The sequence below is a fragment of the Neobacillus niacini genome, from assembly GCF_031456445.1.
Lineage (GTDB): Bacteria > Bacillota > Bacilli > Bacillales > Cytobacillaceae > Neobacillus > Neobacillus niacini_I.
The window spans coordinates 272636-296169 of the sequence record NZ_JAVDUQ010000002.1 but is presented as its reverse complement, the minus strand read 5'-3'; the positions used below and the strand labels follow the sequence as shown (position 1 = coordinate 296169).

Annotated in this window: 22 protein-coding genes and 4 pseudogenes; 9 read left to right on the top strand and 17 right to left on the bottom strand. The window is 39.6% G+C overall.

What is annotated here, in order from left to right:
• Positions 1-40 precede the first annotated feature (40 nt).
• The 4 genes from J2Y67_RS04190 to J2Y67_RS04175 all read right to left on the bottom strand — a co-directional run bounded on the left by J2Y67_RS04190 (position 41) and on the right by J2Y67_RS04175 (position 1475).
• On the bottom strand, positions 41-310 hold the full coding sequence (locus J2Y67_RS04190; protein ID WP_310170967.1) for a hypothetical protein: 270 nt from the start codon (positions 308-310) through the stop codon (positions 41-43).
• Between the two features lie 4 nt (positions 311-314).
• Positions 315-698 carry an SHOCT-like domain-containing protein gene (locus tag J2Y67_RS04185; protein WP_310170965.1) on the bottom strand — a complete coding sequence of 128 codons (384 nt, stop codon included), beginning with the start codon at positions 696-698 and terminating at the stop codon, positions 315-317.
• A complete protein-coding gene (locus J2Y67_RS04180; RefSeq protein WP_310170963.1) occupies positions 699-1070 on the bottom strand; it encodes a DUF2089 domain-containing protein in 372 nt (123 codons plus the stop codon).
• Positions 1071-1256: 186 nt separating this feature from the next.
• Complete coding sequence (locus J2Y67_RS04175; RefSeq protein WP_310170958.1) at positions 1257-1475, bottom strand: helix-turn-helix domain-containing protein; 219 nt, start codon at positions 1473-1475, stop codon at positions 1257-1259.
• A 167-nt stretch (positions 1476-1642) separates the two neighbouring features.
• Here J2Y67_RS04175 and J2Y67_RS04170 point away from each other — a divergent pair, with 167 nt between their 5' ends.
• Positions 1643-1816 (top strand): hypothetical protein, encoded by a 174-nt coding sequence (locus J2Y67_RS04170; protein WP_310170955.1) that lies wholly within the window; start codon positions 1643-1645, stop codon positions 1814-1816.
• A 518-nt stretch (positions 1817-2334) separates the two neighbouring features.
• Here J2Y67_RS04170 and J2Y67_RS04165 read toward each other — a convergent pair.
• A pseudogene (locus J2Y67_RS04165) lies at positions 2335-2565 on the bottom strand (IS5/IS1182 family transposase); the annotation flags it as partial.
• Between J2Y67_RS04165 and J2Y67_RS27890 the strand changes: the two are divergent.
• The 3 genes and pseudogenes from J2Y67_RS27890 to J2Y67_RS04155 form a co-directional block, all read left to right on the top strand.
• Positions 2557-2709, top strand: a pseudogene (locus J2Y67_RS27890) (transposase); the annotation flags it as partial. The pseudogenes J2Y67_RS04165 and J2Y67_RS27890 overlap by 9 nt on opposite strands.
• 10 nt (positions 2710-2719) lie before the next feature.
• Positions 2720-3195: pseudogene (locus tag J2Y67_RS04160) on the top strand (transposase); the annotation flags it as partial.
• A 5-nt stretch (positions 3196-3200) separates the two neighbouring features.
• Positions 3201-3359: a hypothetical protein gene (locus J2Y67_RS04155; protein ID WP_310170952.1), complete on the top strand. Its 159-nt coding sequence runs from the start codon at positions 3201-3203 to the stop codon at positions 3357-3359.
• A 100-nt stretch (positions 3360-3459) separates the two neighbouring features.
• Here the strand turns inward: J2Y67_RS04155 and J2Y67_RS04150 are convergent.
• The 7 genes and pseudogenes from J2Y67_RS04150 to J2Y67_RS04120 form a co-directional block, all read right to left on the bottom strand.
• A pseudogene (locus J2Y67_RS04150) lies at positions 3460-3642 on the bottom strand (amino acid--tRNA ligase-related protein); the annotation flags it as partial.
• Positions 3643-3825: 183 nt separating this feature from the next.
• On the bottom strand, positions 3826-4587 hold the full coding sequence (locus tag J2Y67_RS04145) for an SDR family NAD(P)-dependent oxidoreductase (protein WP_310170949.1): 762 nt from the start codon (positions 4585-4587) through the stop codon (positions 3826-3828).
• A gap of 56 nt (positions 4588-4643) precedes the next feature.
• Positions 4644-5921, bottom strand: a complete 1278-nt coding sequence (locus tag J2Y67_RS04140) for an MFS transporter (protein WP_310170948.1) — start codon at positions 5919-5921, stop codon at positions 4644-4646.
• A gap of 89 nt (positions 5922-6010) precedes the next feature.
• Positions 6011-7429, bottom strand: coding sequence for an NAD-dependent succinate-semialdehyde dehydrogenase (locus J2Y67_RS04135; RefSeq protein ID WP_310170945.1), 1419 nt, complete (start codon positions 7427-7429; stop codon positions 6011-6013).
• Positions 7430-7519: 90 nt separating this feature from the next.
• On the bottom strand, positions 7520-9160 hold the full coding sequence (locus J2Y67_RS04130) for a flavin-containing monooxygenase (protein ID WP_310170942.1): 1641 nt from the start codon (positions 9158-9160) through the stop codon (positions 7520-7522).
• A gap of 18 nt (positions 9161-9178) precedes the next feature.
• Positions 9179-10138 carry an alpha/beta hydrolase gene (locus J2Y67_RS04125; RefSeq protein ID WP_310170939.1) on the bottom strand — a complete coding sequence of 320 codons (960 nt, stop codon included), beginning with the start codon at positions 10136-10138 and terminating at the stop codon, positions 9179-9181.
• A 17-nt stretch (positions 10139-10155) separates the two neighbouring features.
• Positions 10156-11367, bottom strand: coding sequence for an iron-containing alcohol dehydrogenase (locus J2Y67_RS04120; RefSeq protein WP_310170936.1), 1212 nt, complete (start codon positions 11365-11367; stop codon positions 10156-10158).
• A 353-nt stretch (positions 11368-11720) separates the two neighbouring features.
• Between J2Y67_RS04120 and J2Y67_RS04115 the strand changes: the two genes are divergently transcribed.
• Positions 11721-12401, top strand: coding sequence for a response regulator transcription factor (locus J2Y67_RS04115; RefSeq protein WP_310170933.1), 681 nt, complete (start codon positions 11721-11723; stop codon positions 12399-12401).
• A gap of 101 nt (positions 12402-12502) precedes the next feature.
• On the opposite strand, the gene asnS is transcribed toward J2Y67_RS04115, so the two are convergent.
• On the bottom strand, positions 12503-13894 hold the full coding sequence (asnS, locus tag J2Y67_RS04110; RefSeq protein ID WP_310170931.1) for an asparagine--tRNA ligase: 1392 nt from the start codon (positions 13892-13894) through the stop codon (positions 12503-12505).
• 356 nt (positions 13895-14250) lie between these two features.
• On the opposite strand from asnS, the gene J2Y67_RS04105 reads away from it, so the two are divergent.
• Entirely contained in the window at positions 14251-14481 is a 231-nt protein-coding gene (locus J2Y67_RS04105; RefSeq protein ID WP_310170928.1) for a hypothetical protein, read from the top strand.
• Here the strand turns inward: J2Y67_RS04105 and J2Y67_RS04100 are convergent.
• On the bottom strand, positions 14462-14965 hold the full coding sequence (locus tag J2Y67_RS04100) for a GNAT family N-acetyltransferase (RefSeq protein WP_310170925.1): 504 nt from the start codon (positions 14963-14965) through the stop codon (positions 14462-14464). The genes J2Y67_RS04105 and J2Y67_RS04100 overlap by 20 nt on opposite strands.
• A gap of 154 nt (positions 14966-15119) precedes the next feature.
• Here J2Y67_RS04100 and J2Y67_RS04095 point away from each other — a divergent pair, with 154 nt between their 5' ends.
• Positions 15120-15263, top strand: a complete 144-nt coding sequence (locus tag J2Y67_RS04095; RefSeq protein WP_310170922.1) for a BA3454 family stress response protein — start codon at positions 15120-15122, stop codon at positions 15261-15263.
• Between the two features lie 44 nt (positions 15264-15307).
• On the opposite strand, the gene helD is transcribed toward J2Y67_RS04095, so the two are convergent.
• Complete coding sequence (gene helD / locus J2Y67_RS04090) at positions 15308-17626, bottom strand: RNA polymerase recycling motor HelD (protein ID WP_310170919.1); 2319 nt, start codon at positions 17624-17626, stop codon at positions 15308-15310.
• 384 nt (positions 17627-18010) lie between these two features.
• Here helD and J2Y67_RS04085 point away from each other — a divergent pair, with 384 nt between their 5' ends.
• Together J2Y67_RS04085 and J2Y67_RS04080 are read left to right on the top strand one after the other, a co-directional pair.
• The gene (locus tag J2Y67_RS04085; protein ID WP_310170917.1) at positions 18011-18541 is read left to right on the top strand and encodes a YceI family protein; all 531 of its coding nucleotides are present in this window, start codon (positions 18011-18013) and stop codon (positions 18539-18541) included.
• 501 nt (positions 18542-19042) lie between these two features.
• A complete protein-coding gene (locus J2Y67_RS04080) occupies positions 19043-21286 on the top strand; it encodes an immune inhibitor A domain-containing protein (protein WP_310170914.1) in 2244 nt (747 codons plus the stop codon).
• Positions 21287-21363: 77 nt separating this feature from the next.
• Here the strand turns inward: J2Y67_RS04080 and J2Y67_RS04075 are convergent, their stop codons facing one another.
• The gene (locus J2Y67_RS04075; RefSeq protein WP_310170910.1) at positions 21364-21852 is read right to left on the bottom strand and encodes a L,D-transpeptidase family protein; all 489 of its coding nucleotides are present in this window, start codon (positions 21850-21852) and stop codon (positions 21364-21366) included.
• A 60-nt stretch (positions 21853-21912) separates the two neighbouring features.
• Positions 21913-23415 (bottom strand): aminotransferase class V-fold PLP-dependent enzyme, encoded by a 1503-nt coding sequence (locus J2Y67_RS04070; RefSeq protein WP_310171181.1) that lies wholly within the window; start codon positions 23413-23415, stop codon positions 21913-21915.
• Positions 23416-23534 lie beyond the last annotated feature (119 nt).

The window sequence follows — 23534 nt, the reverse complement described above, 5'->3', positions numbered from 1 at the left end:
ATAGAAAAAAAGCAATACTCCAACCCTTCAAGAACGCTACTTAAAGCTTAACCGTGACTTCTGTTCCATCCTTTAATTTTGTCTCTACCAATACTAATCCTTTATACTCAAAAAGTGCATCCTGCAGGGGTTTTAAATCTTTTCTGTCTATTTTCGGGACCTTAAAAGATTTTCCTTCTTTTTCTATTGCTTTATTTGCATATCTTAACATTCGTTTTGATGTAAGAATTGCACTGATCATGGCTAAAAGAGCATAAGGGACAGGAACAGTAAATTTTCGATTCTTTGTTTTAATTTTCACTTTTAACATGGCATCACTCAATAATCACAAATACTTTCTCGCCTTTGGCTGAAGTGATATCAACAATTTGACCATCCACTTCATTTTCGATTGCCTCAATTAAAAGGTCAACATTAATATCCTTTACATATTTTTCTGCTTCCGGAATTTTCTCCGCAATACTCGTTCCCACTTTTAAAACTGCCTTTACCAATTTAATTGGTAAGTTAACATTAACATTATCGCCTTCTTCAGAAGTAACTCTGATTTTGAGCATTTTATTAAGATAGGGTGTTTCTTTTCTTAATTGAACGGGATTTTCTTTTCCCTGTAACGCGTTAATTAATTCTGTTGCCTTCTCCTTATCCAGCTTTCCTTCCTCGACCATTGTAAGCACTCGTGAAATTTCCTCTTTCATTTAGGAATCCCCCTCTTTTATTAACTGAATGGCTTCTTCGGCGGTAATTTCCCCTCTTTCAAGCATGGAGACAATTTTTTTCTTATCCATTTCCGTTTTCTTTGTTGCGGTGTAGCCCAACGAACTTATAATATCATCCAATTTTCCACGAACAGTTGGATAAGATATCCCAAGTTCCTTTTCAACTTCCTTGATGTTTCCACGGCATTTTAGAAAAATTTCAATGAAATGAAGCTGTTCTTGAGCAAGAGCAGAAAATTTCGATAATTCAAATTCATTTTCCACTGTAGTATGGCAATGAGTACATTGCAGCTTCATAATGGTTAATTGATTACTGCAAACCGGACAATTTGTTATTAGTGGATAGGTCATGTGGTTCTCCTTTCCTAATATATCCATATCATACACTACAAAATTAAAAAATGAAATATAAAAAGTTAAATAATCAATAAAAACTTTTAAATTTATTAAAATTATTAATTTGTACATTAATAATAAATTTAATATCTTATACAAATTAAAAAACAGACCCAATTCTGAGCCTGTTTTTAGGAAATATTATTCATCGTCTGATGTCCAAACATATAGATCTTCAATCTGGCAATTCAATTCTTTGGAAATCGTCATGGCATTATTCAAATTCATTACCTTCTTGGATAAGTACCCATTGAGCTGACTTTTAGGAATATTCGTATTCCTTTCCAAGCTGTCTAAATCCATACTGTTTTTTGATAATAATTCTTTGAGGTTACTCTTTTTCGCCCTATAATTCGTCAAAATGACACCTCACTTTTTATTTAGTATAACATACTAATTAAAAATTGGAAGGTAATAGATAGATGAGGGATATTTTTCCATAAAATTATAAAGTTCCTTATTTATAACAAGGAGTATTTTTTCATACTATAGTATAATGGAGGTAGAATATTAAATGGGGTGTTAATTTGGGAAGTTCAAATAACCGCTATAACAGTGGAGAGATTGTATATATTAAAGGCACGGAAGAAATGGTTACGATTTTAAAATGGCAATATGTAAAAAACATGAAAAGATATTCTTATGTTGTTAAAGAGCATCCGACGACTTTTTTCTTCGAGGAGGAATTACAGCGTCCGTAATTCAACTCTTCTCAAATTAACAAAAATAAAAGAAGGCTAACATAGGTCTTCTTAGGCTGTCGAAAAACTTTCGATAGCCTTTTATTTTATTCTTATTTTTCACATTTCACCGCGTTGATTTGTTTTTAATAAATATGCTTTTCAACAGGTTCGTTGATTTCCTCTCCAGGCGCTTCGCTCCAATCAACTCTGCGGTATTCAATATAGATTTTCCTCAAAACTGAATCAATTTCATAATTCCTTTTTTTAAAGAAGCACAGACCTTCAGAATTTGGTTGCTTTTTTAATTTTTATTTCGGCTGTTTTCGTAAACTTTGTTGCTATTAAACAAAAAGAGAGCAGAGGTTGATTTCCACTCACTCCAGGATGCTCGCTTTCCGCGGGGCGGGCGGTGAGCCTCCTCGGCGCTCTGCGTCTGTGGGTCTCACCTGTCCCGCTGCTCCCGCAGGAGTCTCGCACCTTCCGCTCCAATCAACTTTTTTATCAATAGTTATCCTTCACAAAACCTATTTATAAAAATAACAATCATAGCGATATGAATGTTCACGGACACATGTAGGTGCGAAATGTTTATCAAAACCAATCGGTTCAGGCTCATTGCGTTTATTATAAGCAGTAACAGCTTGATGCCCCATTTGGTGAATCTGGTTATAAATAGGTTCGTAATCATACCCCGCACCCATGGTTTCATAGCGGAGAGAAGGTAGTGATAGACGTTCATGAATGCCTTTTAATAAAGGGATAGCGGCCGTCCATCCAATCCCCTCATTCTTTTTAAAAAGATATTCATTGAATATCTTTTTGGTATTCGTTCTAAAAGACAACTTGATAGAGAAATTAAAATGAACATTGCCTACCGTTGGTTTTTAGGTTTAAAATTCCATGATCCAGTTCCGCATCATTCGGCTTCATCCCACTACCAGCTTATTCCCTAAATCGAAATTTACATATGATAAAGAACAAGATCTATACATTGCTCCAATACCCAAGAATTATCATATCGGACAACAACCAGGGAGGGAAATAGAGAATACAAATCTAATTCGAAGAAGTGTGAGAATTGCCCATTACTATCCCAATGTACACGCTCAAAGAATAAGGTAAAAGTCGTAACACGACATGTATGAGAGGAGCACAAAGAAAAGTTTAGGTTAAATCGCTTACCTAAATAGGGAAAAATTCTTTATAAATTTAGAAAGGAAAAAATTGAGCGGAGCTTCGCAGACTCAATAGAGCTGCATGGGCTTCGCTACCGCCAGGTAAGGGGATAGAAGAATGTAAGTGATCAGGCTCTCCTAACTGCAGCCTGCCAAAATATAAAAAAGTTTATCACTCACTTGGCTAGGCTAAAAAAAGTGTGTGGCAATTTATTAGGTTGATACTGTTGATTGGAGCGGAGGGTGCGAAGACTCCTGCGGGAGTACGGGGCAGGGGAGACCCCACAGGAGCGAAGCGACGAGGAGGCTCCCCGGCACGCCCGCGGAAAGCGAAGCACCCGGAGCGGAAATCAACAGGCCAGTTAGCAGGTACAAATATTTATTGAAAAAGCGGTAGTTTAGATTCAGACATAATAAAAAATTGCCGAGAAAAATACCCTTTCTTGACAATCTGAGAAGCCCATATGGGTCTTCTTTTATTTTAAATTAAAAATCTGCATTTCCTGTTGTTCTTGGGAATGGGATTACGTCTCTGATATTGGACATACCTGTTAGGTACATGATTAAGCGTTCAAAGCCTAAACCATAACCGGAATGCTTCGTACCACCGTATTTGCGAAGCTCTAAGTACCACCAATAATCTTCCTCATTCATTCCCAGTTCATTAATTTTTGAATAAGCATTATTCAGGCGATCTAATCATCTAGTTTTAGGAGCTTGCCATTGTATCGATAACGTTGCTTCATTTGTTTGACCATTCCAATGACAAATAGAGAAGCCTTTAAAAGGGGACTATTTTCTTCGAAATAGCCCCTTGAATCGTCTTACCGGTTCTCGATCCATTTGTTCTTTTTATGACAATAGCCCACCATCAATAACATAATGGCTCCCTGTAATAAAAGAAGCATGATCTGATGCTAAAAATAAAACAAGATCTGCAATTTCATCCGGCCGTGCATAGCGGTTCATCGGTACCTTTGCCTCCGTTTGTTCTCTTACAATATTCGCATGCATTGGAGCTTTTCCTTTTTCAATCGCCTCCATCATCCGAGTATCTACATAGCCGGGGCAAATCGCATTCACTCGAACCCCCATTTTTGCCGATTCCAAGGCTGCTGTTTTAGTCAATCCGAGCACTGCATGTTTTGATGCAGAATAGGGAGCCAAGCCGACGGCACCCCTCAATCCAGTAATGGATGCCGAATTGATGATACTTCCTGATCTTTGCTCCACCATGATCGCCATAACATGCTTTAATCCCAAAAATGCACCTTTTAAATTGACATTCAGCACCTTATCGAATTCCGCGGAAGAAGTTTCTAAGATTGAAGCTATCTTTCCTTCTATTCCAGCATTATTAAAGAAAACATCAATTTTTCCATACTTCTTCTTAGTTTCCTGCACAAACTGCTCTACTTCCTCTTCCCTTGTCACATCGGCAGTATGAAGCAAATAATCCTCTAATTCTAGTTCCTTAGCAAGCGATTCTAGTTCTTGTGTATCCAAATCGACTAACGCCAATTTCGCTCCTTGTCGTGCAAATATACGAGCCGTTTCCTTGCCAATTCCTCCTGCCGCACCTGTGATTAATACAACTTTCCCGGTAAAATCCATTATGTTTCCTCCTTACCCAAAGTTCTTTCCTTTTTCATCTATCAAACCCATTCTCCTTAGGAACCCGACGTTGCCTCCTCCATTTTAACCAAATTGACTGTTTCCATTTTTCGATCCGGATAAACAAAAATCGTAAATAGGATGGAGATAATCAGAATAATCAAAGAGATCATCAAAAAAGAATAATTAAACCCTTGAGTCACATTATCTTTTCCAGCAAATTCAATCATAAATCCAGTAACAATCGGGCATATCATTGCGGCAATATTCTGAAAAGCTACGATCACCCCTGAGAGAGTGGACGTACGTTCGGGAAGCTGATGGCTCATAATGATATGTGAGGTTGACATAATAAGGAATGACAGCCCATATCCTAGCGCAATCGCGATAACAGACCACACTGGAGAGTGAATAAAGCAAAGTGAGCCAATAAATAAAGCACCAATCAGCATCCCAATCCCTGTTACCCACACCCGTGCCATACGAAGATTTTGTGTTTTCTTAAATACGCGGTCAGAGATGGTTGCCATTGTGATCGAGACTAGCACTGAACTCGCTCCGATCAATAACGTAGCATACGCCATCCCCATTTCTGAGATGTGAGCCACTTTGACGAAGTATATTGGCATCCAAATCTGCATCCAACTTGACAGGCAAAAGAATCCAAATGTAGCAAATAAGGTTAATAAGCAAGTTCGTGATAACAAAATCGGATAAAATTCTGACCAAGTGAATTTGCTTTTGGGAGTAGAGACGGACTCCTTTTCTACTTCTTGAAGCTTGGGACTCTGCTTAGGGACAACAATAGTCCATACGACAAAAAGAACCAAACTGCATAGTCCCATGATGGCAAACGTGTGCCTCCAACCTGTCATATGAATTAAGGCCACAACCAAAGGGGCAACAGCATAAGCGCCAACCGTTGCACCGGTGGTGAAAATGGTTGTCGCCCTAGCCCGCATGTTTGGAGGGAAATAGGCAAACAATTGTCTAAGCGATGCCGGAGCAAAACCTCCTTCAGAGAAGCCAAGTAAAATCCGATACAGAAGAAGTGTAGAGAACCCAGCAATCACATAGCCTCCAAACTGGAGGACTGACCATGCCAAAAGCATATAACTTAATATTTTCTTGGAACCGATTTTATCCGTAATCGCTCCTACGAAAATTGCAGCAATGGGAAAGATCCAGAAAAAACTACTTCCTATAATACCCCATTGCGCATAAGTTAAATTCAATTCTTTCATCACAGAACCAGCAGCAAGCCCTACTACACTCTTATCTGCAAAGTTAATCAGGAAACCGAAAAATAGGATGGCTAGAACAACCCAGCGCATTAGCATTCCCCCATATTATAGTTATAAATCTTTCATCTCTTAGACCGTTATTCCGATTTTATAGCCAAAGAAAAACGCGGGGTAATAGTTTAAATCTGAACGGATATCATTTTAGTGTCTAAGTAATCATCTAAGCCATACTTTCCGCCTTCGCGGCCCAGCCCGCTCTCCTTTACGCCGCCAAATGGCGCTTGAACTGCAAAAGGAATAGCATCATTTACACCGACCATGCCGTAATCCAATTGTTCGGAAACACGGTACATACGGGAAAGATCTTTCGTATAAAAATAAGAGGCAAGTCCGAATTCAATATCATTTGCTCGTTTAATAACTTCCTCCTCATTGTGGAAGATTAATAGTGGAATGACGGGCCCAAACGTTTCTTCATTGGAAATCAGCATGTTATCCGTTACATTGGACAAAACAGACGGGCTGTAAAAATATCCATTGGAATAGCTTCCACCTGATAACCTTTTGCCTCCGTTCAAAACACATGCACCGTGGTGTATCGCATCATCAATTTGCTCTTGTACTTTTTGGATGGCCTCTTCATTTACCAATGGCCCCATTTCATTTTGTTCATCTAGTCCGTTACCTACTTTGATTTGCTGGACTTTCTCTTTCAACTTTTCGGCAAATTCATTATAAATTCCATCCTGTACATAAATCCGATTCGGACAAACGCATTGTTGGCCATTCGAGCCAAATTTACTTTTTATTAAACCTTCAACAGCCAAGTCAATATCCGCATCATCAAAAACGATAAAAGGAGCATGTCCCCCTAATTCCATCGACACACGCTTGACGGTTTGTGCAGACTGGGCGATGAGTATCTTCCCGACTTCTGTTGAACCGGTAAAAGAAATTTTCCTCACGATTTTACTGTTCATAAGCGTGTTGGCAATAGGACCTGAACTTCCGATAACAAGATTAGCCACTCCTTTCGGCAGGCCTATTTCATCAAAGATTTTAAATAATGCTACCGAAGACAAAGGGGCTTCTTTTGAAGGCTTCAGAATCACTGTACACCCTGTAGCCAATGCCGGCCCTAACTTCCTGGCTGCCATGGACAGCGGAAAATTCCAAGGGGTAATGGCTCCAACAACACCTACTGGTTGACGAATAGCCTGTAGGCGTTTATTTGCTGCAGACGGCGGAATAATATCTCCATAAATTCTACGAGCTTCTTCAGCATACCATTGAAAGAAAGCTATGGCGGAAGCCACCTCTTGCCGGGCGTGGTGAATGGTTTTACCCATTTCTTTTGTAATGATTTGCGCAAGTTCTTCCTTCTTTTCCCGAAGTTTATCAACAATCCGCCATAAATAGGAACTACGCTGTTCCGCTGTGAATGCGGCCCATTGGGGAAATGCCTTCTCTGCGGCTTGAATCGCCCATCCCGTTTCTTCTTTACCACCAAAATATACAGTATTCACCATTTCCCCTGTGGCTGGGTTCTTTACTTCAAATAACTGATCCGTTCTTATCCATTCTCCATTGATATACATCGTTATCACTCCCTAAAGAACTTATATCTACCAGAAAAGCCGAACTGCGACTAGCCGGCTTTTCCGCAATGAATGAAGCTTACCGGAATTCTAGGAAACTGTCTCTTTTGAGGTGGAATATATTAAAGAAAAGCCTTCGTAGCCTTTATCGGCGACTTCGTTACATATTTTACGGTATTCCCCAACACCCCCGACATAAATGAGGAGTCCCCGTGCCTTACCTTCAATATTTGCTCCGGTATACCAAGAGTCAACCTTAGTCATAAGCGTAGCATCGGCCAGTTCACTACAATGGTTACTCCAAGCATCTTCTGCCTCAACATCCGCCTCAATCGTCTCCACTTCATGATCACGAAGAAACTCGATACAATCACCAATCCATTCAACATGCTGCTCAATAGAGACAGGCATGTTAGACAACACAGAAGGACTCTGAGGGCCGGTAATCATAAACATGTTTGGGAATCCGGCATTTGCAATACCGAGGTAAGTCCTCGTTTGTGTTCCGTCAGCCCATTTATCCTTTAGTGCAATCCCGCCTTTACCACGGATATCAATCTTAAACAATGGTCCTGTCATTGCGTCGTAGCCTGTAGCAAAAACAATGACATCCAGTTTGTACTCTGCTTCCGAGGTTCTCAGCCCCTTCGACGTGATCTCTACAATTGGAGCCGCCTTTACATCAACCAAGCTGACATTCTCACGGTTGTATGTCTCATAATAATTGGTGTCCAAGACCGGCCTTTTAGCGGCGTAGTAGTATGTAGGCTTCAACTTCTCAGCCACCTTAGGTTCTTTTACAATTTCATCTATCTTTGAGCGAATGAATTCTCCTGCAGTTTCATTCGCTGTTCCGTCTACCATCAGATCTTGGTATGTTTGGCTAAACCCTAATCCCCCTTTTTTCCATACCTTTTCATATTCTTGCAGACGTTCCTCTGGTGTATCATCCAGTGCCGATCGATCATTAATCACCTTATGAAGGTAGCCCATCTTCGACCATCGTATTTGCTGCTTTATTGCATTGTAGTTTGCTTTCGTTTCACGAATAAACTCAGGATCATAACGATAGTTTCTCGCTGGAGTACTGTACGCCGGGGTCCTTTGAAAAACAGTGAGATGTTCTGCTTCTTCTGCAATGACTGGGATTGACTGGATACCACTTGAACCCGTACCAATCACACCTACACGTTTCCCTTTGAGATCTACTTTTTCATGCGGCCAGCGGCCAGTGTGGTACCACTCACCCTCGAAACGATCTAAGCCCTTAAAGTTAGGTACATTGGAGGCAGAAAGGCAGCCTACCCCTGTGATAAAGTATTTAGCAGACAATCTCGTGCCATCGTCCATTTGGATTCTCCATCTATTATTGACTTCGTCATAATGAGCAGCCGTAATACGTGTATTGAACTGGATGTCACGACGCAAGTCAAACTTATCTGCCACATAGTTAAGATAACTTAATATTTCCGTTTGTTCAGGATATCTGGAAGTCCAAGTCCATTCCTGAAGGAGCTCCTGGGAAAAAGTGTAATTATAAATGATGCTCTCTGAGTCACATCGCGCACCGGGATATCGATTCGCGTACCATACGCCCCCGACATCAGCTGCTGCCTCAAAGGCACGAATGGAAAATCCGGCCTCCCGTAAGCGATATAACATGTACAACCCCGAAAATCCTGCTCCAACAACGACTGCATCCAAGTTCATATTCTGATTCGTATTATTCATTTCTTTCCTCCCCTTTTATCACAATTTGTTAAGTGAATGATCCTTATTTTGAAAAACTGATTGCAAGTAGCGGGCCACATGATCAATCGCCTGCTTCCCTTTATCCATAATTCCAGCCATCCAGAAAAAACCATGAATCATTCCTTCGTAGGAGGTGTATTCTGCCTGAACACCCGCTTGCCGCAGCCGCTCAACATAAGCCAATCCCTCATCACGAAGTGGATCATATTCTGCCGTTATGACGAATGCCGGAGGAAGTTGGCTCAGATCCTTAGCCTTAAGCGGTGCTGCGTAAACATTGAGCTTCTCTTCCTCTTTATTTAAATATTGACTAGTAAACCATTCCATGCTATCACGGGTGAGGAAGTATCCTTCTCCATTTTTCAGATACGATGGCGTTTTAAATGAGAAATCAGTTACCGGATAAATTAATATTTGGGCCACAAAATCCGGACCATGCCGTTCCTTTGCTTTCAGCGAGACGGAAGCAGCTAGGTTCCCTCCGGCACTATCTCCACCAACAGCGATTCTCGCTGGATCTCCCATCCAATCACTTGCATGTTTTGCCACCCATGTTGCCGCTTCATAACAATCTTCAAGAGGAGTTGGGAACTTATATTCGGGAGATAGGCGGTAATCTACGGACACTACGATGCATTCAGCCCAGTTGGCCAAGCTGCGGCAAGGTGAATCTGCTGTATCCAGATCTCCAAAAACCCACCCTCCACCATGAAAATAGATAAAAATCGGAAATGGACCTTCCCCTTTAGGCGTATACATCCTCACCTTTATTTCAGTATCGTTTACGGGAATCAACTGCTCTTCTATCCTGGCAACCGGCTCTGCTGGACCCGTTAGTTTTTTAAGTTCCGCCGCTCTTGACCGGTTCTCGTCAGGTGTCATCGCAGAGTTTGGCTCCCTTTCCCCTAATAAATCTAGAAATGCTCTCGCTTGAGGATCTAACATAAATGAACTCATTCCCTCCTTTGAACGCATTATGAATTGACTTTGTTTGAAGCAAGTCCGGATACTTCGTTTGTCACTTGTAGGATTACATCAGCCGGAATGAAGAATCGTGCAGAAGCGGGATCACTATGCACATCGGCAACAATACTTGGAAGCAAATCCTGGTCAAGATTATATTCTGTAAAGGTCCCAGGCAAGCCTATCTGATTCCGCAGACCTCGGATGAATCCAATTACCTCTGTTAAGCACTCCTTTTGATCAGAAGACGGTTTTACAATTCCCAATGCCTTTGCAAATCGCTTAATTTTCGGCAAATATAAGGAAGGTAAGGCAGCCATAACGTTAGGCAAAAGAACTGAATTGGCCAGCCCGTGCGGGATTCTGAACCTGGCCCCAAATGCATGAGCCATGTTATGAACTGGAACACCATTGTTACCAAAGCCAAATGCTGTTATTGCCATCGCACTTGCCATCAACATATTTGACCTTGCTTCCAGATTAGCTCCATCTTTGACCGCTATTGGGAGATTCTTTACAATTAACTGGGTTGAATACAGAGCATAGGAATCTGTAAGTGGAGTTGCTGTTGTTGAGAAATAACCTTCTATTGCATGCGTCAAGGCATCAAATCCCGTAAAGGCGGTAATCTTCGGAGGCAATCCAACGGTTAACTCCGGATCCAAGATCGCATTGTCGGCACTAAGATATGGGGTTCGGACGACTATTTTCATACCGAGTTTTTCATTGTAAATTACAGCCATCGGCGATACTTCTGCACCGGTTCCCGCTGTGGTAGGAATCGCAACATGTGGGATGCCTATTGGTTGTGCTTCCGGCGGAAATTCCCTGATATGAGTGTTAAGAACTTCCTCCATATCTTGATAACCTTTGTTGAGCATCCACTTTATGCCTTTAACAGCATCAAGAACGCTTCCCCCTCCCAAAGCTATCACCGAGTCTGCCTGATGCTCTTTAAAAAACCGTACTGCTTTGGAGACGTTTTCCGCTTTGGCATCCTGTTCAATCTCGTCATAGACTCCCACAAGCTCTACGGACCCTTTTTTGTCTTTAAACAAATCGATGATTTGGGCAGTAACACCTGCTTTAACTAATCCTTTGTCCGTAAATAAGATGGCCCGCTTTCCACCTAAACCCTGAATCATTTGCGGCAGCAAGATTCTTGAACCTGCACCGCTGGATATCGATGTTCTTAAATGAAATTCAGAAAAATAATTATTCATTTCCATCACCCACTTTGCCAAAATATAAATTCATTCGATTACTAAAACGACATTCACCCCTAAACTTTTATGGCTTTCCCTTTGCGACCGTTTACAATTTTTATAATAAACAGAATACTTAATTAAATATACCCCCTAAAAATAGGGGGTCTTTCCTCATGTATCTTCTTTTTCACTATTTAACCAAATATAAAAACTCGCCTTTTTAATGGATCGTTTTAACCAAAAGCATTGTTTCAATCATGTAATCTTACACTTTACAAATTTATTAATAACGTAATTATAGTGTTTATAATTAAAATAGTTTTTCGTATACTGTAAGTATTCAGTTAATTGTAGGAGGCGATCCAGCAATGCTTAGTACAGCCATAAAAAAGCAGATTCATACCATTGAATCAGCCCGTTCTCATGATGAAAAGCAAATCCTTGCTGTACGGGGATTTATGGATCTTTTCCAATTTTCCCGTGTTGGTCTCTATTTCTATTCGCCTTTAAGCAAAATTGGTGAAGGTATTTTGCGGATTGATAAACAAGGTGTATCTTCCTTACGAGAATGGAGAGAAGATGTTCGAAACATGCCGCCCATCTATACTGCTATTCAAGAGAGAAAACCAAAACATGTTGATTCTCAATTAATTCACCAGATACCGGAGAAATTTACCAATGGCATAAAAACTGAGCTGCTAGTAGTCCCCCTGATCCATGTTTCACACGTGGTTGGCTATGCGTGTATGGGGAGTACAGATACCTTTACTGTTAGAGATAATCTTCTCTACTCTCTGGGTATATATGGACAACATTTAGGACAAGTATTTAAAGATGACTATTCCGGAGATTCCAAAAAACTTAGCAAGAGGGAAATTGAAGTTTTGCAAAAAATGTCTTGGGGTGAAAGCACCAAGGAAATGGCTGTAACCCTTGGGATTAGTGAATTTACCGTCCAGGATTATGTACGATCTGCAAATCGAAAACTTGGTGTGCTTAATCGGGTACAAGGAGTGGCTGAAGCTTTGCGAAGAAGAATCATCCAATAAGAATGCTTTACCAACAACAAAACTCTCCTTCATTAAAGGAGAGTTTTAAAGTAATGAACACATCGTTTTTAGACCTTTTTCTCAGTCTGTTTTTCCTTTTTTTAAAAATCTGCATTTCCTGTTGTTCTTGGGAATGGGATTACGTCTCTGATATTGGACATCCCTGTTAGGTACATGATTAAGCGTTCAAAGCCTAAACCATAACCGGAATGCTTCGTACCACCGTATTTGCGAAGCTCCAAGTACCACCAATAATCTTCCTCATTCATTCCCAGCTCATTAATCTTCGAAGCAAGAATTTCTTCGCGCTCCTCACGCTGACTGCCACCAATCAGCTCGCCAATGCCAGGTACAAGTAAATCTGTTGCAGCAACGGTCTTGCCATCCTCGTTTAAGCGCATATAGAAGGCTTTAATTTCTTTTGGATAATCGGTAACAAATACTGGCTTTTGGAAGACCTTTTCGCATAGGTAGCGTTCATGCTCCGTTTGTAAGTCAAGTCCCCACTCGACAGGGTAGGCAAACTTTTCTCCGGATTTTTGTAAAAGTTCAATTGCCTCCGTATAGGTTACCCGGCCAAAATCAGCAGTATGGGCGTTTTTGAGACGATCTAACAAGCCTTTTTCAATAAAGCTGTTAAAAAAGTTCATTTCTTCAGGTGCCTGTTCAAGAACATAACCAATCACATATTTGACCATTTCCTCAGCGAGATCCATAATATCTGGAAGTTCGCCAAAAGCGATCTCCGGCTCAATCATCCAAAATTCTGCAGCATGTCTCGCCGTATTCGAGTTCTCTGCTCTAAATGTCGGTCCAAATGTATACACATTACGGAATGCCAACGCAAAGGCTTCAGCAGATAACTGACCGCTAACCGTTAGATTGGTTTCTTTGCCAAAGAAATCAATTGTATTATCGATTTTTCCTTCTTCACTTTTCGGGAGATTATCCATATCAAGTGTTGTGATCCTGAACATTTCACCCGCACCCTCTGTGTCACTTCCTGTAATAATTGGAGAATGAACATACACAAAGCCTTTTTCCTGGAAAAACTGATGAATTGCATAGGAAGCTAAAGAGCGAATACGGAATACAGCCGAAAATGTATTCGTTCTTGGGCGTAAGTGAGCAATCGTTCTTAAATACTCAAATGAGTGCTTTTTCTTCTGTAATGGGTAATCTACATTCGAAGTGCCTTCAATGGTAATTTCAGTTGCTTTAATTTCAAAAGGCTGCTTCGCCTGCGGAGTATGAATAAAATCACCGACAACCTTAATCGACGAACTGATTGGAAGCTTGGTAATATCTTTAAAATTATCCAATTGTTCATCAAAAACAATTTGAACGCCTTTAAAAAAGCTTCCATCATTTATTTCAATAAAGCCAAAGGTTTTGGAATCACGAATGGTACGAATCCAACCCGATAATTGAACTTTTTGATCAATATAATTTTCTGTATTTCTGTACAAATCCTTAATTAAGGAATTTTTCATTGCAATAGACCTCCTAAAGCATTTTATATATGTAAAAAAACCTCTCACCCCAAGCGGGACGAAAGGTAAATCCACGACAAAAAGTTTTTCTTTTATCCCTTCAATATTATATAAAATTTTTCACCCAAAAAACAACCATCAGCTAATATTCCTAATTTTTATAGTATTAAATTCATATCGCCAAATTCATGCCATAAATAACCCTTCTTAATCGCTTCTTTTTAGGCTGTTACTAATTCATTCTGGTTAATCTTTCGCCACTTTTTTTGCAATTTTTCTGAAAATTTGCAGGAGATTTTAGATTACAGTCGAATTAGTATAGAATCATTCGATTCTTGATTTGAGGAGTGGTTCTGGTGGATAAAGTTACATGCCTTGCTTTTCTTCTTTATGAATCTTCAAACAGTCAAGACATCAAAGAAAAAGCCATCCAATTATTGAATGGCGATTCATCACTGCGGGAATTAAAAAAGGATACTTCGATTCAGCATTATCTTGTCATTGCAGAATCTTTATTAAAAAAGAATAAAATAGACAAAAACCTTGTGCAACGTTTTGCAGAGGAATTTATGGTTCTTGAGGTCTAGCCTCATCAGGATGTTTTTGTACTAATTGCTTTTCATAGCATAGAATTTCTATACCGTTTTTCCAAATTTTTGTTTCAAAAAAAGTAAATCCTAATGACTTCCAAAAAATATGTGCCTTTAAATTATCTTTTATCACACCGATTCGGACACATATTAAACCTCTATTTAGCATGTCATTTTCGTATAGTTTAAACGCTTGTACGCCAAAGCCATATCCTTGATAATCACTGTGGATGATTAATAGTCCCAACCAGGGAGTATGATCTTTTGAATTTTCCAGCAAGTAATCAATGATACCGATATAAGTGTCATCCAATTTAATAAATGCACTAGTTGATTGTGGATTTAGAAATTCTTTTTCCATATCGGCAATCGTTCTTGTGGCATTTCCATTTTCAAGTAAATTATACGCTGGATTTGAGTTGATAATCTCAAGAGCAATATAAAGTGTTTCTTGGGTAATTTCTTCAAAATACATCGACATAATCCTACCTCCGAACCAATATACTTTAACAAACATTATAACAAATCCGTCAAAAATATTTCGAAGTCTCAAGTCATAAAATTTCCTTATCGGCATAAAATGAATCGTTTTGATTTTGATAGAAGAATATTCAACTTAAAGAAAGGTGATTTAAATGTTGCAAGTAAATGTCACGGTAACCTACCAAGGAAAAAACTATTTAACGAATGTAATTACAAACCGAAATACGTCTGATGAAGAAATTTTTCGGTTAGCATATGAACAAGTACAGAAGCAATACGAAAGAAAAAATATATAAACAAGAAGAAGCTGCATGATCAAGAGTCATGCAGCTTCTTCTTGTTATTCAAATATATAGGCAGACTGCGGTACATTTTCCATTAACGGACTAATTCCATCCGTTGTAAACAGATATAGTTCATGCATCGCCCTAGTACAAACCGTATAAAATAATTTTCTCTCCTGTTCATTCTTATATTCTGAACTATCGTAGAGAATGACAGCGTCAAATTCAATTCCTTTTGCTAAATAGGAAGGGATAACAAGAATCCCTTTCTCATAGGAAATGGTTCCTTTTTCAATTAAGTGAAGAGATATCTTCCCCTTTAAAACCTCATACACAGCCTTACTTTCTTTTTCTGTTCTGCAAATCACCGCAATGGTCTGATGCCCTTCCCTTTGGATGTCATTTATTTTCTTTAGTATGCATTCATGAATCCTATCATTTTCGACCTTCTGGACCGTCGGTTTCTTCCCTGTCCTGTTGAATGGTTCAATTTGTTCTCCACCTGCAATCAAAGCACGAGTAAACTCAACAATCTCCTTTGTCGAACGATAGGTTTTTGTTAATACACTCCTCTCAACCTCATCACTGCTGATTTCAAGGTCGGTCAAAACCGTATCGGAACCGGTTGCCCCGGAGAAAATTGCCTGATTAAAATCACCTAGCAGGGTCATTTTACTATAGGGAAATAACTTCTGCAGGAAAGCAAATTGAAACGGTGAATAGTCCTGTGCTTCATCAATAAAAATATGCCGAATCGATGTATTTGAGGTACGGCCCTCAATGAGATCCTGTAAATAAACAAAAGGGGTGGCATCTTCATAAGCAATTTCCAGTTTATTTAGTTTGTGTATGGTTTGCGTACAAATTTGAGGCCAGACTTCAGGAAGCGCTCCACCAGAACTTCCTTCAAAAAGCTGCTCGTATATGGCCGGCATATCGACAAACTTCAATTTTTTGACTTTCGCAAAAATCGGTTTAAACTTTTCTTTTACAACCATTTCTGCAAGAAGCTTCTGCTCTTGTTCAAAATCATCGAAGCTGTTATCCGTAAAGCGATTCTGTTCTTGCAATTTTTTAAATGCTACTAGATAATCTTCCTTTTCTAAAAATTGCACTTCTTCCTCGACCCAGCTTTTGGAGCGTTCCTTTCTCACCCTTCTCTTCAATTCTCTTAACAACCATTCCTTTACTAACTGCATTCGATTAGGAATCGAGTAGGATGAATCCAAAGAATAAAAGTAATCATGAATCGTCTCTTTTGAAAAAAGCACGTCACCTCTAAAGGATAAATCCCGGAACATTAACCCCTGCTTAGACAATTTCAGAGCATATGAATCAATCACTTCTTTAAACGCTAAACCAGCCTTGTAACGAATTCCTTCAGCCCTTGTAAAATATTCCTGCCCATCAGGTCCGTGTAACAAATATTCCATTTGGGTAAAAGGGTCTTCTACATCAAATTCTTTTCCAAGCCGGTGGTTCAAGTACTCCTGAAAGGTTACCTGCTGCATATTTTCTTCCCCTAATTCGGGAAGGACGGTAGCGACATAGCTATTAAATAAAGGATTCGGGGAAAATAGCATAATATTTTCCGATTTCAATGTCCCACGGTATCGGTATAGTAAATAAGCAACTCTTTGCAATGCTGCAGAAGTTTTTCCACTCCCGGCAACTCCCTGAACAATTAAAAGTTTGCTTCGTTCATTCCGAATGATCTGATTTTGCTCCCTTTGAATAGTTGCGACGATACTTTTCATTTGCGTACTTGCATTGTTCCCCAGGACTTCCTGAAGCATTTCATCGCCAATCGTAACTCCGGTATCAAACATTCCTTTAATTTCGGATGCCCGAATAATAAATTGGCGTTTTATTTTCATTTCTCCTTCAATGGTTCCTTCAAGCGTTTCATATTCAGCCGGACCTGGAGGATAGTCATAATAAAGGCTAGAAATCGGGGCACGCCAATCATAAATCAAAAAGTTCTCATCCTGCTCATCCATGAGTGAGGCAATTCCAAGATATACTTGATCAGCGGTCTTTTCTCCCTTCTCCCAAAAATCAATCCTACCAAAATAGGGTGAATATTTTAATCTGGCTAAAGCGTTAAGCTGCTTATCAATCTGTTTATGTGTCCGTTCCCGCTCCGAAAGTAATTCAGCCTGCTGCTTTATACTTGCGGCAGTCTCAATCACATCATCCGGTTCATCCATATTAACAGTTACATCTTCCCAGAAAGTTTTCCGCAACTCGAGTACGTCTGAGCTGACATTACCGGCACTTTGCTTGAATTTTTTCGCCTTTTTTTCAATTTCTTTTACAACGAAATCAACCCGATCCTGTTCCGCTTGCCAGTCTATATTTCGTAAATCGCTCATCGAACCACTCTCCAGAAAAAATTTTGGTCTATTTCTTTGACAATCATGAAAAAATGTGATAATGTTATTATAGGATATTTATATACGATTTTAAGAAACGCCAAATAGACCAATTTTTATTTTAACATGCCTATATTTAACATTCAACCTATATTTCAAACAAAAAACGCCAAACTGGCGTTTTTTTTATGCACATTTTTAGTATTTGTTTTTTCTGCCTGCATTCATTCCTCCATTTCTGTTTAATCATTCCCATAAAAAGAATGAAAAAATTTTGCGAAAACTAATTGACAATTACTAACATCCAACATATAATTTACCTTGAATTAAGTTATTCTAATTTCAAGATAAATGATTTCAAAACAAAATTGGAGGAGAAATAAAATGACAAAAACAAAATGGGCTCTTGATCCAGTACACAGCAGTGTAGATTTTTCTGTTCGCCACATGATGATTGCAAACGTGAAAGGTACTTTCAATAATTTCAGTGCTACAATTGACGCAGATCCAGCTGACCTAACAACTGCCACCATCGAATTCTCTATTGAAACAGCAAGTGTAGACACTCGTAATAAAGACCGTGATGGTCACCTAGCCTCTGCTGACTTCTTTGATGCAGAAAATCACCCAAACATGACTTTCCGTGCTACAAAAATTGAAAAAACAGATGAAGGTGAATACAACGTTACCGGTGATTTAACACTACGTGGCGTAACAAAACCAGAAACTTTTGCTGTTACTTTTGAAGGTCAAGGAAAAGACCCATGGGGAAATGAAAAAGCTGGTTTCAGCGCACAAGGCACCATTAACCGTTCTGACTATGGTTTGGTGTGGAATGCTGCACTAGAAACTGGCGGCGTGCTTGTAGGCGATAAAGTGAAAATCAACTTACAAATCCAAGCTGCAAAAGCTTAATGATATTGCAAACAAGGGCAGTTTATTAATGGACTGTCCTTGTTTAATTAAAGAAGCTCTCCATATTTACATAGAGAGCTTTCAAATAAAGCTTAGATATTCATTTTTTCAATGTCATAGGTATAAATTTCTCCGTCTTTTTAAAAATATTATCTCGACAAATTAATTGTTTTCATCATAATATTTAATTTTCATGTCGAAAAGATAATTCCATTTTCCTATTTTTTGTTATTAATTGAAATAATTTGGGGGTTTTTTCCTATTGTCTCGTCCTAATTTTCAAAATATTATGGAATTGTAACAGAAAAAAACAGTTTAGGAGGAATTTGGTTGAAAAAGTTTTTAAAAACGGGTCTATCAACAGCAGTCATTGCTGGAACATTGTTTGCCGGTTTTCCTGGCAACTATGTTAGTTCATCTGGTGGAGACATATTACATAAAAATCCTACTGTCTCTCATTATTACGGTTCACTAGACTTATCAGTAGTAAATGAAGACAAATTGCTAGATTCACTCATCAAACGTGGAGTGATTTCTAAAAATGCCTCTACTGCTGAAAAACAAAAAGCTTTGCATAACTATATAGAACTAAAAGGGAAACAAGACAAAGTAACACAATCTGACCCTTTAGCTGCTAAGGTAAAAGCAGCTGATGCGGAAAAACAGCGAAAATTTAAAGATTTTAATAACGGCCTGTTAAAAGGGAAAGGAAACAAATACGGACAGTTAAAAGGGAATCCTGATCCTGTAAACGAAGGAGCTTCGCCTGGGGTACAGAAAAAAGGGAAACTATTAACCTTAATGGTTGAATTTTCTGATCTTCCACATAACACTCTCAAACCTAGTGAAACAGACAACTACTATAAAGATTATGATACTGAACATTATGAGAATATGATATTTGGCGAAAAGGGACAATATAAAGGTCCAAATGGTGAAGATCAAGTTTCTCAAAAACAATTTTATGAAGAACAATCAGGCGGGACTTACTCGATTGAAGGGCAGGCCTACGGCTGGTTAAAGGTACCTGGCACTGCTGCATACTATGGGGCTGATAAGACTACTGGCGGACATGATAATGTTACTCCTGGCGGTTCAAAACAATTAGTGATTGACACTTATGCTGCTGCAAAAGCTGCGGGAGTTCCTTTACAAGACTATGATTTAGAGGATCCACATGATTTAGACGGCGACGGAAACTTCTGGGAACCGGATGGTTTAGTTGATCACCTGCAAATCATCCACTCCGGTATGGGACAAGAAGCTGGTGGCGGTGCCCAGGGTGATAATGCGATTTGGTCACACCGTTCTGCAAAACTAGTTGATCCTGATGGACTTGGAAATGGATTACCTGGTTTCTATGATTATACAATGATGCCTGAAGACGGTGCTACTGGGGTATTCGCGCACGAATATGGGCATGACTTAGGTCTACCTGATGAATATGATACTCAATATACTGGAACTGGCGAAGCGATTGGCTACTGGTCTATCATGGCAAGTGGTTCATGGGCTGGTAAGATCCCAGGTGCTGAACCAACAGGATTTTCGCCTTTCGCTAAGCAGTATTTCCAATCAACCCTAGGTGGAAAATGGACTGCACCCACGGTTGTAAATTGGGATGAAGTTTCTACAAAAGGAACTCAATTTTTACTCGACCAAGCCAATTCACCACTTGGCAAAAACAATCAAGCAGTACGTGTGAATTTACCTAAAAAGAAAACACCAATCAACACTCCTACTGGAAGCTATGAGTACTGGGGAGGACAAGCGGATGAATCTGATACAAACATGGTTACTGATGTTGATTTGACAGGTAAAAACGCAGCAACATTAACGTTTGATGCTTGGTACGATATTGAGCCTCAGTGGGATTTTGCTTTTGTTCAAGTTTCAACTGATAACGGCGCAACATGGAAATCATTGGGGAATAGCAACACCCGTTCTGATGTTGTTCCAGAGGGTTATCCAACCATTTTAAACTCTATGCCTGGTTTTACTGGAAGTACCAATGGCGAATGGCAGCCACAGTCATTTGACTTGTCAGATTATAAAGGTCAAAAAATTAAACTTCGCCTTCGCTATGCAACTGACTGGGGCAGCTCGTACACTGGCTTCTTTGCAGACAACATCAAGGTTGTTGCCGACGGTCAAACTTTAGTGGATGATGGTGCTGAAAATACCACTTCTAAATTTACTCTAAATGGATTTACAAAAGAAGATGGAAACAAATATAGCGACCACTACTATCTATTAGAATGGCGTAACCAAAAAGGCGTTGACCGAGGTCTGGCCCACATCAAACGCGGTCAATCCTTAATGAGCTATGATGGTGGTTTAGTAGTTTGGTATGTTGATAATAGCTTCACAGATAACTGGACAGGTCCGGTATCGGCAGGAGGCCATCCTGGAGATGGATTCCTAGGTGTTGTTGACGCCCACTTAGCTAATGACCTACAATGGCTCCTAAGTACTGGAAAAACTGCCGAAGCGAGCACTCGCTTCCATATTGCCGACGCCGCCTTTGGTTTAGATCCTACATCTGGTCTAAATATTGATTATCCAGGTGAACAAACATTAACTGCTCCAAGTCAACCTGCCGTATCATTATTTAATGACAGCAACTCTTTCCTAAACACATTTATGCCGGATGCAGGCCGTAATATCGGTCACTATGGCCTAAAAGTTCGTGTTAACGGTGAAGCCAAAGACAAATCAGTTGGCTCGGTTGTCATCTATAAATAAATAAGTTCATTCTGCCTCTGCAGTCTGACTATAGAAAAAGTCCGATTCGTTGTGAATCGGACTTTTTCGGCATGAACTTACTGACGAATAACCACCCGTGTTCCATTCGGGACAGTGTCGGCTAGCTGCAGGACATCCCTATTATACATTCTTATGCAGCCGTGAGAGACGGCTTTTCCAATCGAACTTGGGTTATTTGTTCCATGGATTCCATAGCCTTGTTTTGAAAGCGAAAGCCACATGACTCCAAACGGTCCACCCGGATTCATTTGCCGGTTTACAATAACGAACTCACCCGTTGGAGTATTGGTCAGCATTTTTCCTACGGCAATCGGAAAGATTTTCACTAACTTTCCATTGTGATACAATGCAAGTCTTCTTTTACTAACTGAAACATCGATGGAATAAGGAATCGTATTTGGGTCAGGGAGTCCTGGAATTTGTACTTTTTGACCCACCTGTAAATGTCCAATTCCGGGGTTTGCACCATAGAGCCGGTGCAAATTCACCCGATAGTCAGCGGAAATCGACGAAAGTGTTTCACCGCGCTTTACGATATGAATCATGACTTCCCACCTTTTTCATTATCTTATGCCCGGACAAGGAGGCCGTTGCCTGAAAAAAGATTATTCCATTCGGAACAGCGGTGCCATATCCTCACGAATATGGTGGATATAAAAATAATCGTTACTAGCTGAATCGTAAACATAATCCTTTTTCCAAACCTCAATATTCGCAATAATTTCTTTTATTGCATGAATAAACATCCAAATTTCCTCATTTGTCATTATTGGATGCAGGGAAAAGCGCACCCATCCAGGTTTTGTAGAAAAATCTCCATGGTTAATTTTGTCTGTTATTTCTTTCGATGCGGGTGGATTAATCTTGTATAAATAATGTCCATAGGTGCCTGCACAGGAACATCCGCCTCTAACTTGAAATCCAAAGCGGTCATTCAGTAAACGGACTATTAAATTATAATGGATATTTTCAATGTAAAAAGAAGTAATTCCTAAACGGTTCTTTAAATGACCGTCTAATATGTGAAAGGTTGGAATTTTTTCAAGTTGAGGAAGCAGGATTCCCAGCAGCTCTTTTTCTCTTTTTAATATATTTTCGACACCCATTTGATCTTTTAAATTCAAGCAAAGTGCAGTGCGAATCGCTTGCAAAATCCCCGGCGTTCCTCCATCCTCTCTGAGTTCGATATCTGGATAGTAGTGATGCTCCCCCCAGGGATTGGTCCAAAGTACGGTTCCTCCCCCCGGATGATCCGGTACTTTATTTGAATAAAGTCTTGAGTCAAATACCAATACCCCACTTGTTCCTGGTCCACCTAAAAACTTATGCGGCGAGAAAAATATCGCATCTAGTTTTTCCAAAGGATTTTCCGGATGCATATCAATTTTGACATATGGTGCAGATGCTGCAAAATCAATAAAACATAATCCTCCATGTTGATGCATGATTTTTGCTAATTGATGATAAGGGGTTTGAATTCCCGTGACATTCGAACAAGCCGTAAAGGACCCTATTTTTAATGGACGTTCACGATATTTGAGGAGTAGATGCTCCAATTGCTGAACATCAATCCCTCCGGATGAGTCAGGTTTTAAAATGACAACCTCCCCGATTGTCTCCAGCCAGGTAGTTTGATTTGAATGATGCTCCATATGGGTGATAAAAATAACGGGACGTTCATTTTCCGGAATTTTCAAATACCCTCTCAACTTTTCAGGCATTCGTAACCCTAAGATTCGCTGAAATTTATTGATGACTGAAGTCATCCCAAAGCCATCCAGGATAACCGAATCCTGTGCTTTCGCGTTTACATGCTCTTTTATGATCTTTTTTGATTGTTTATAAATCGCTGTCATCATTAAACTTGTTGTGTTAGATTCTGTATGGGTATTCGCCATATATGGACCAAACACTTCAGAAATTTTCCGTTCGATAGGGCGGTATAGGCGCCCGCTTGCCGTCCAATCTGTATAGATAATTTTCTTCTTTCCATAGGGTGTTTCAATTTCATGATTCATTCCGATGACTTGAGAACGAAATCTTTGAAAATATTCCTCCAGGTTTTCCGGCAATTTGTAGGTTTTACTGCCAATCATGGCGGTGATCATTTGCTTCACCTCTTCTCTATCCTGTTAATCAATATATGCAAGGTGAATTAAAGCGGATTCCCGTTCTTTCGCATCAAAAAAGCAGCTTCATACTTTCAAAGCTGCTTCCATCTGATTTT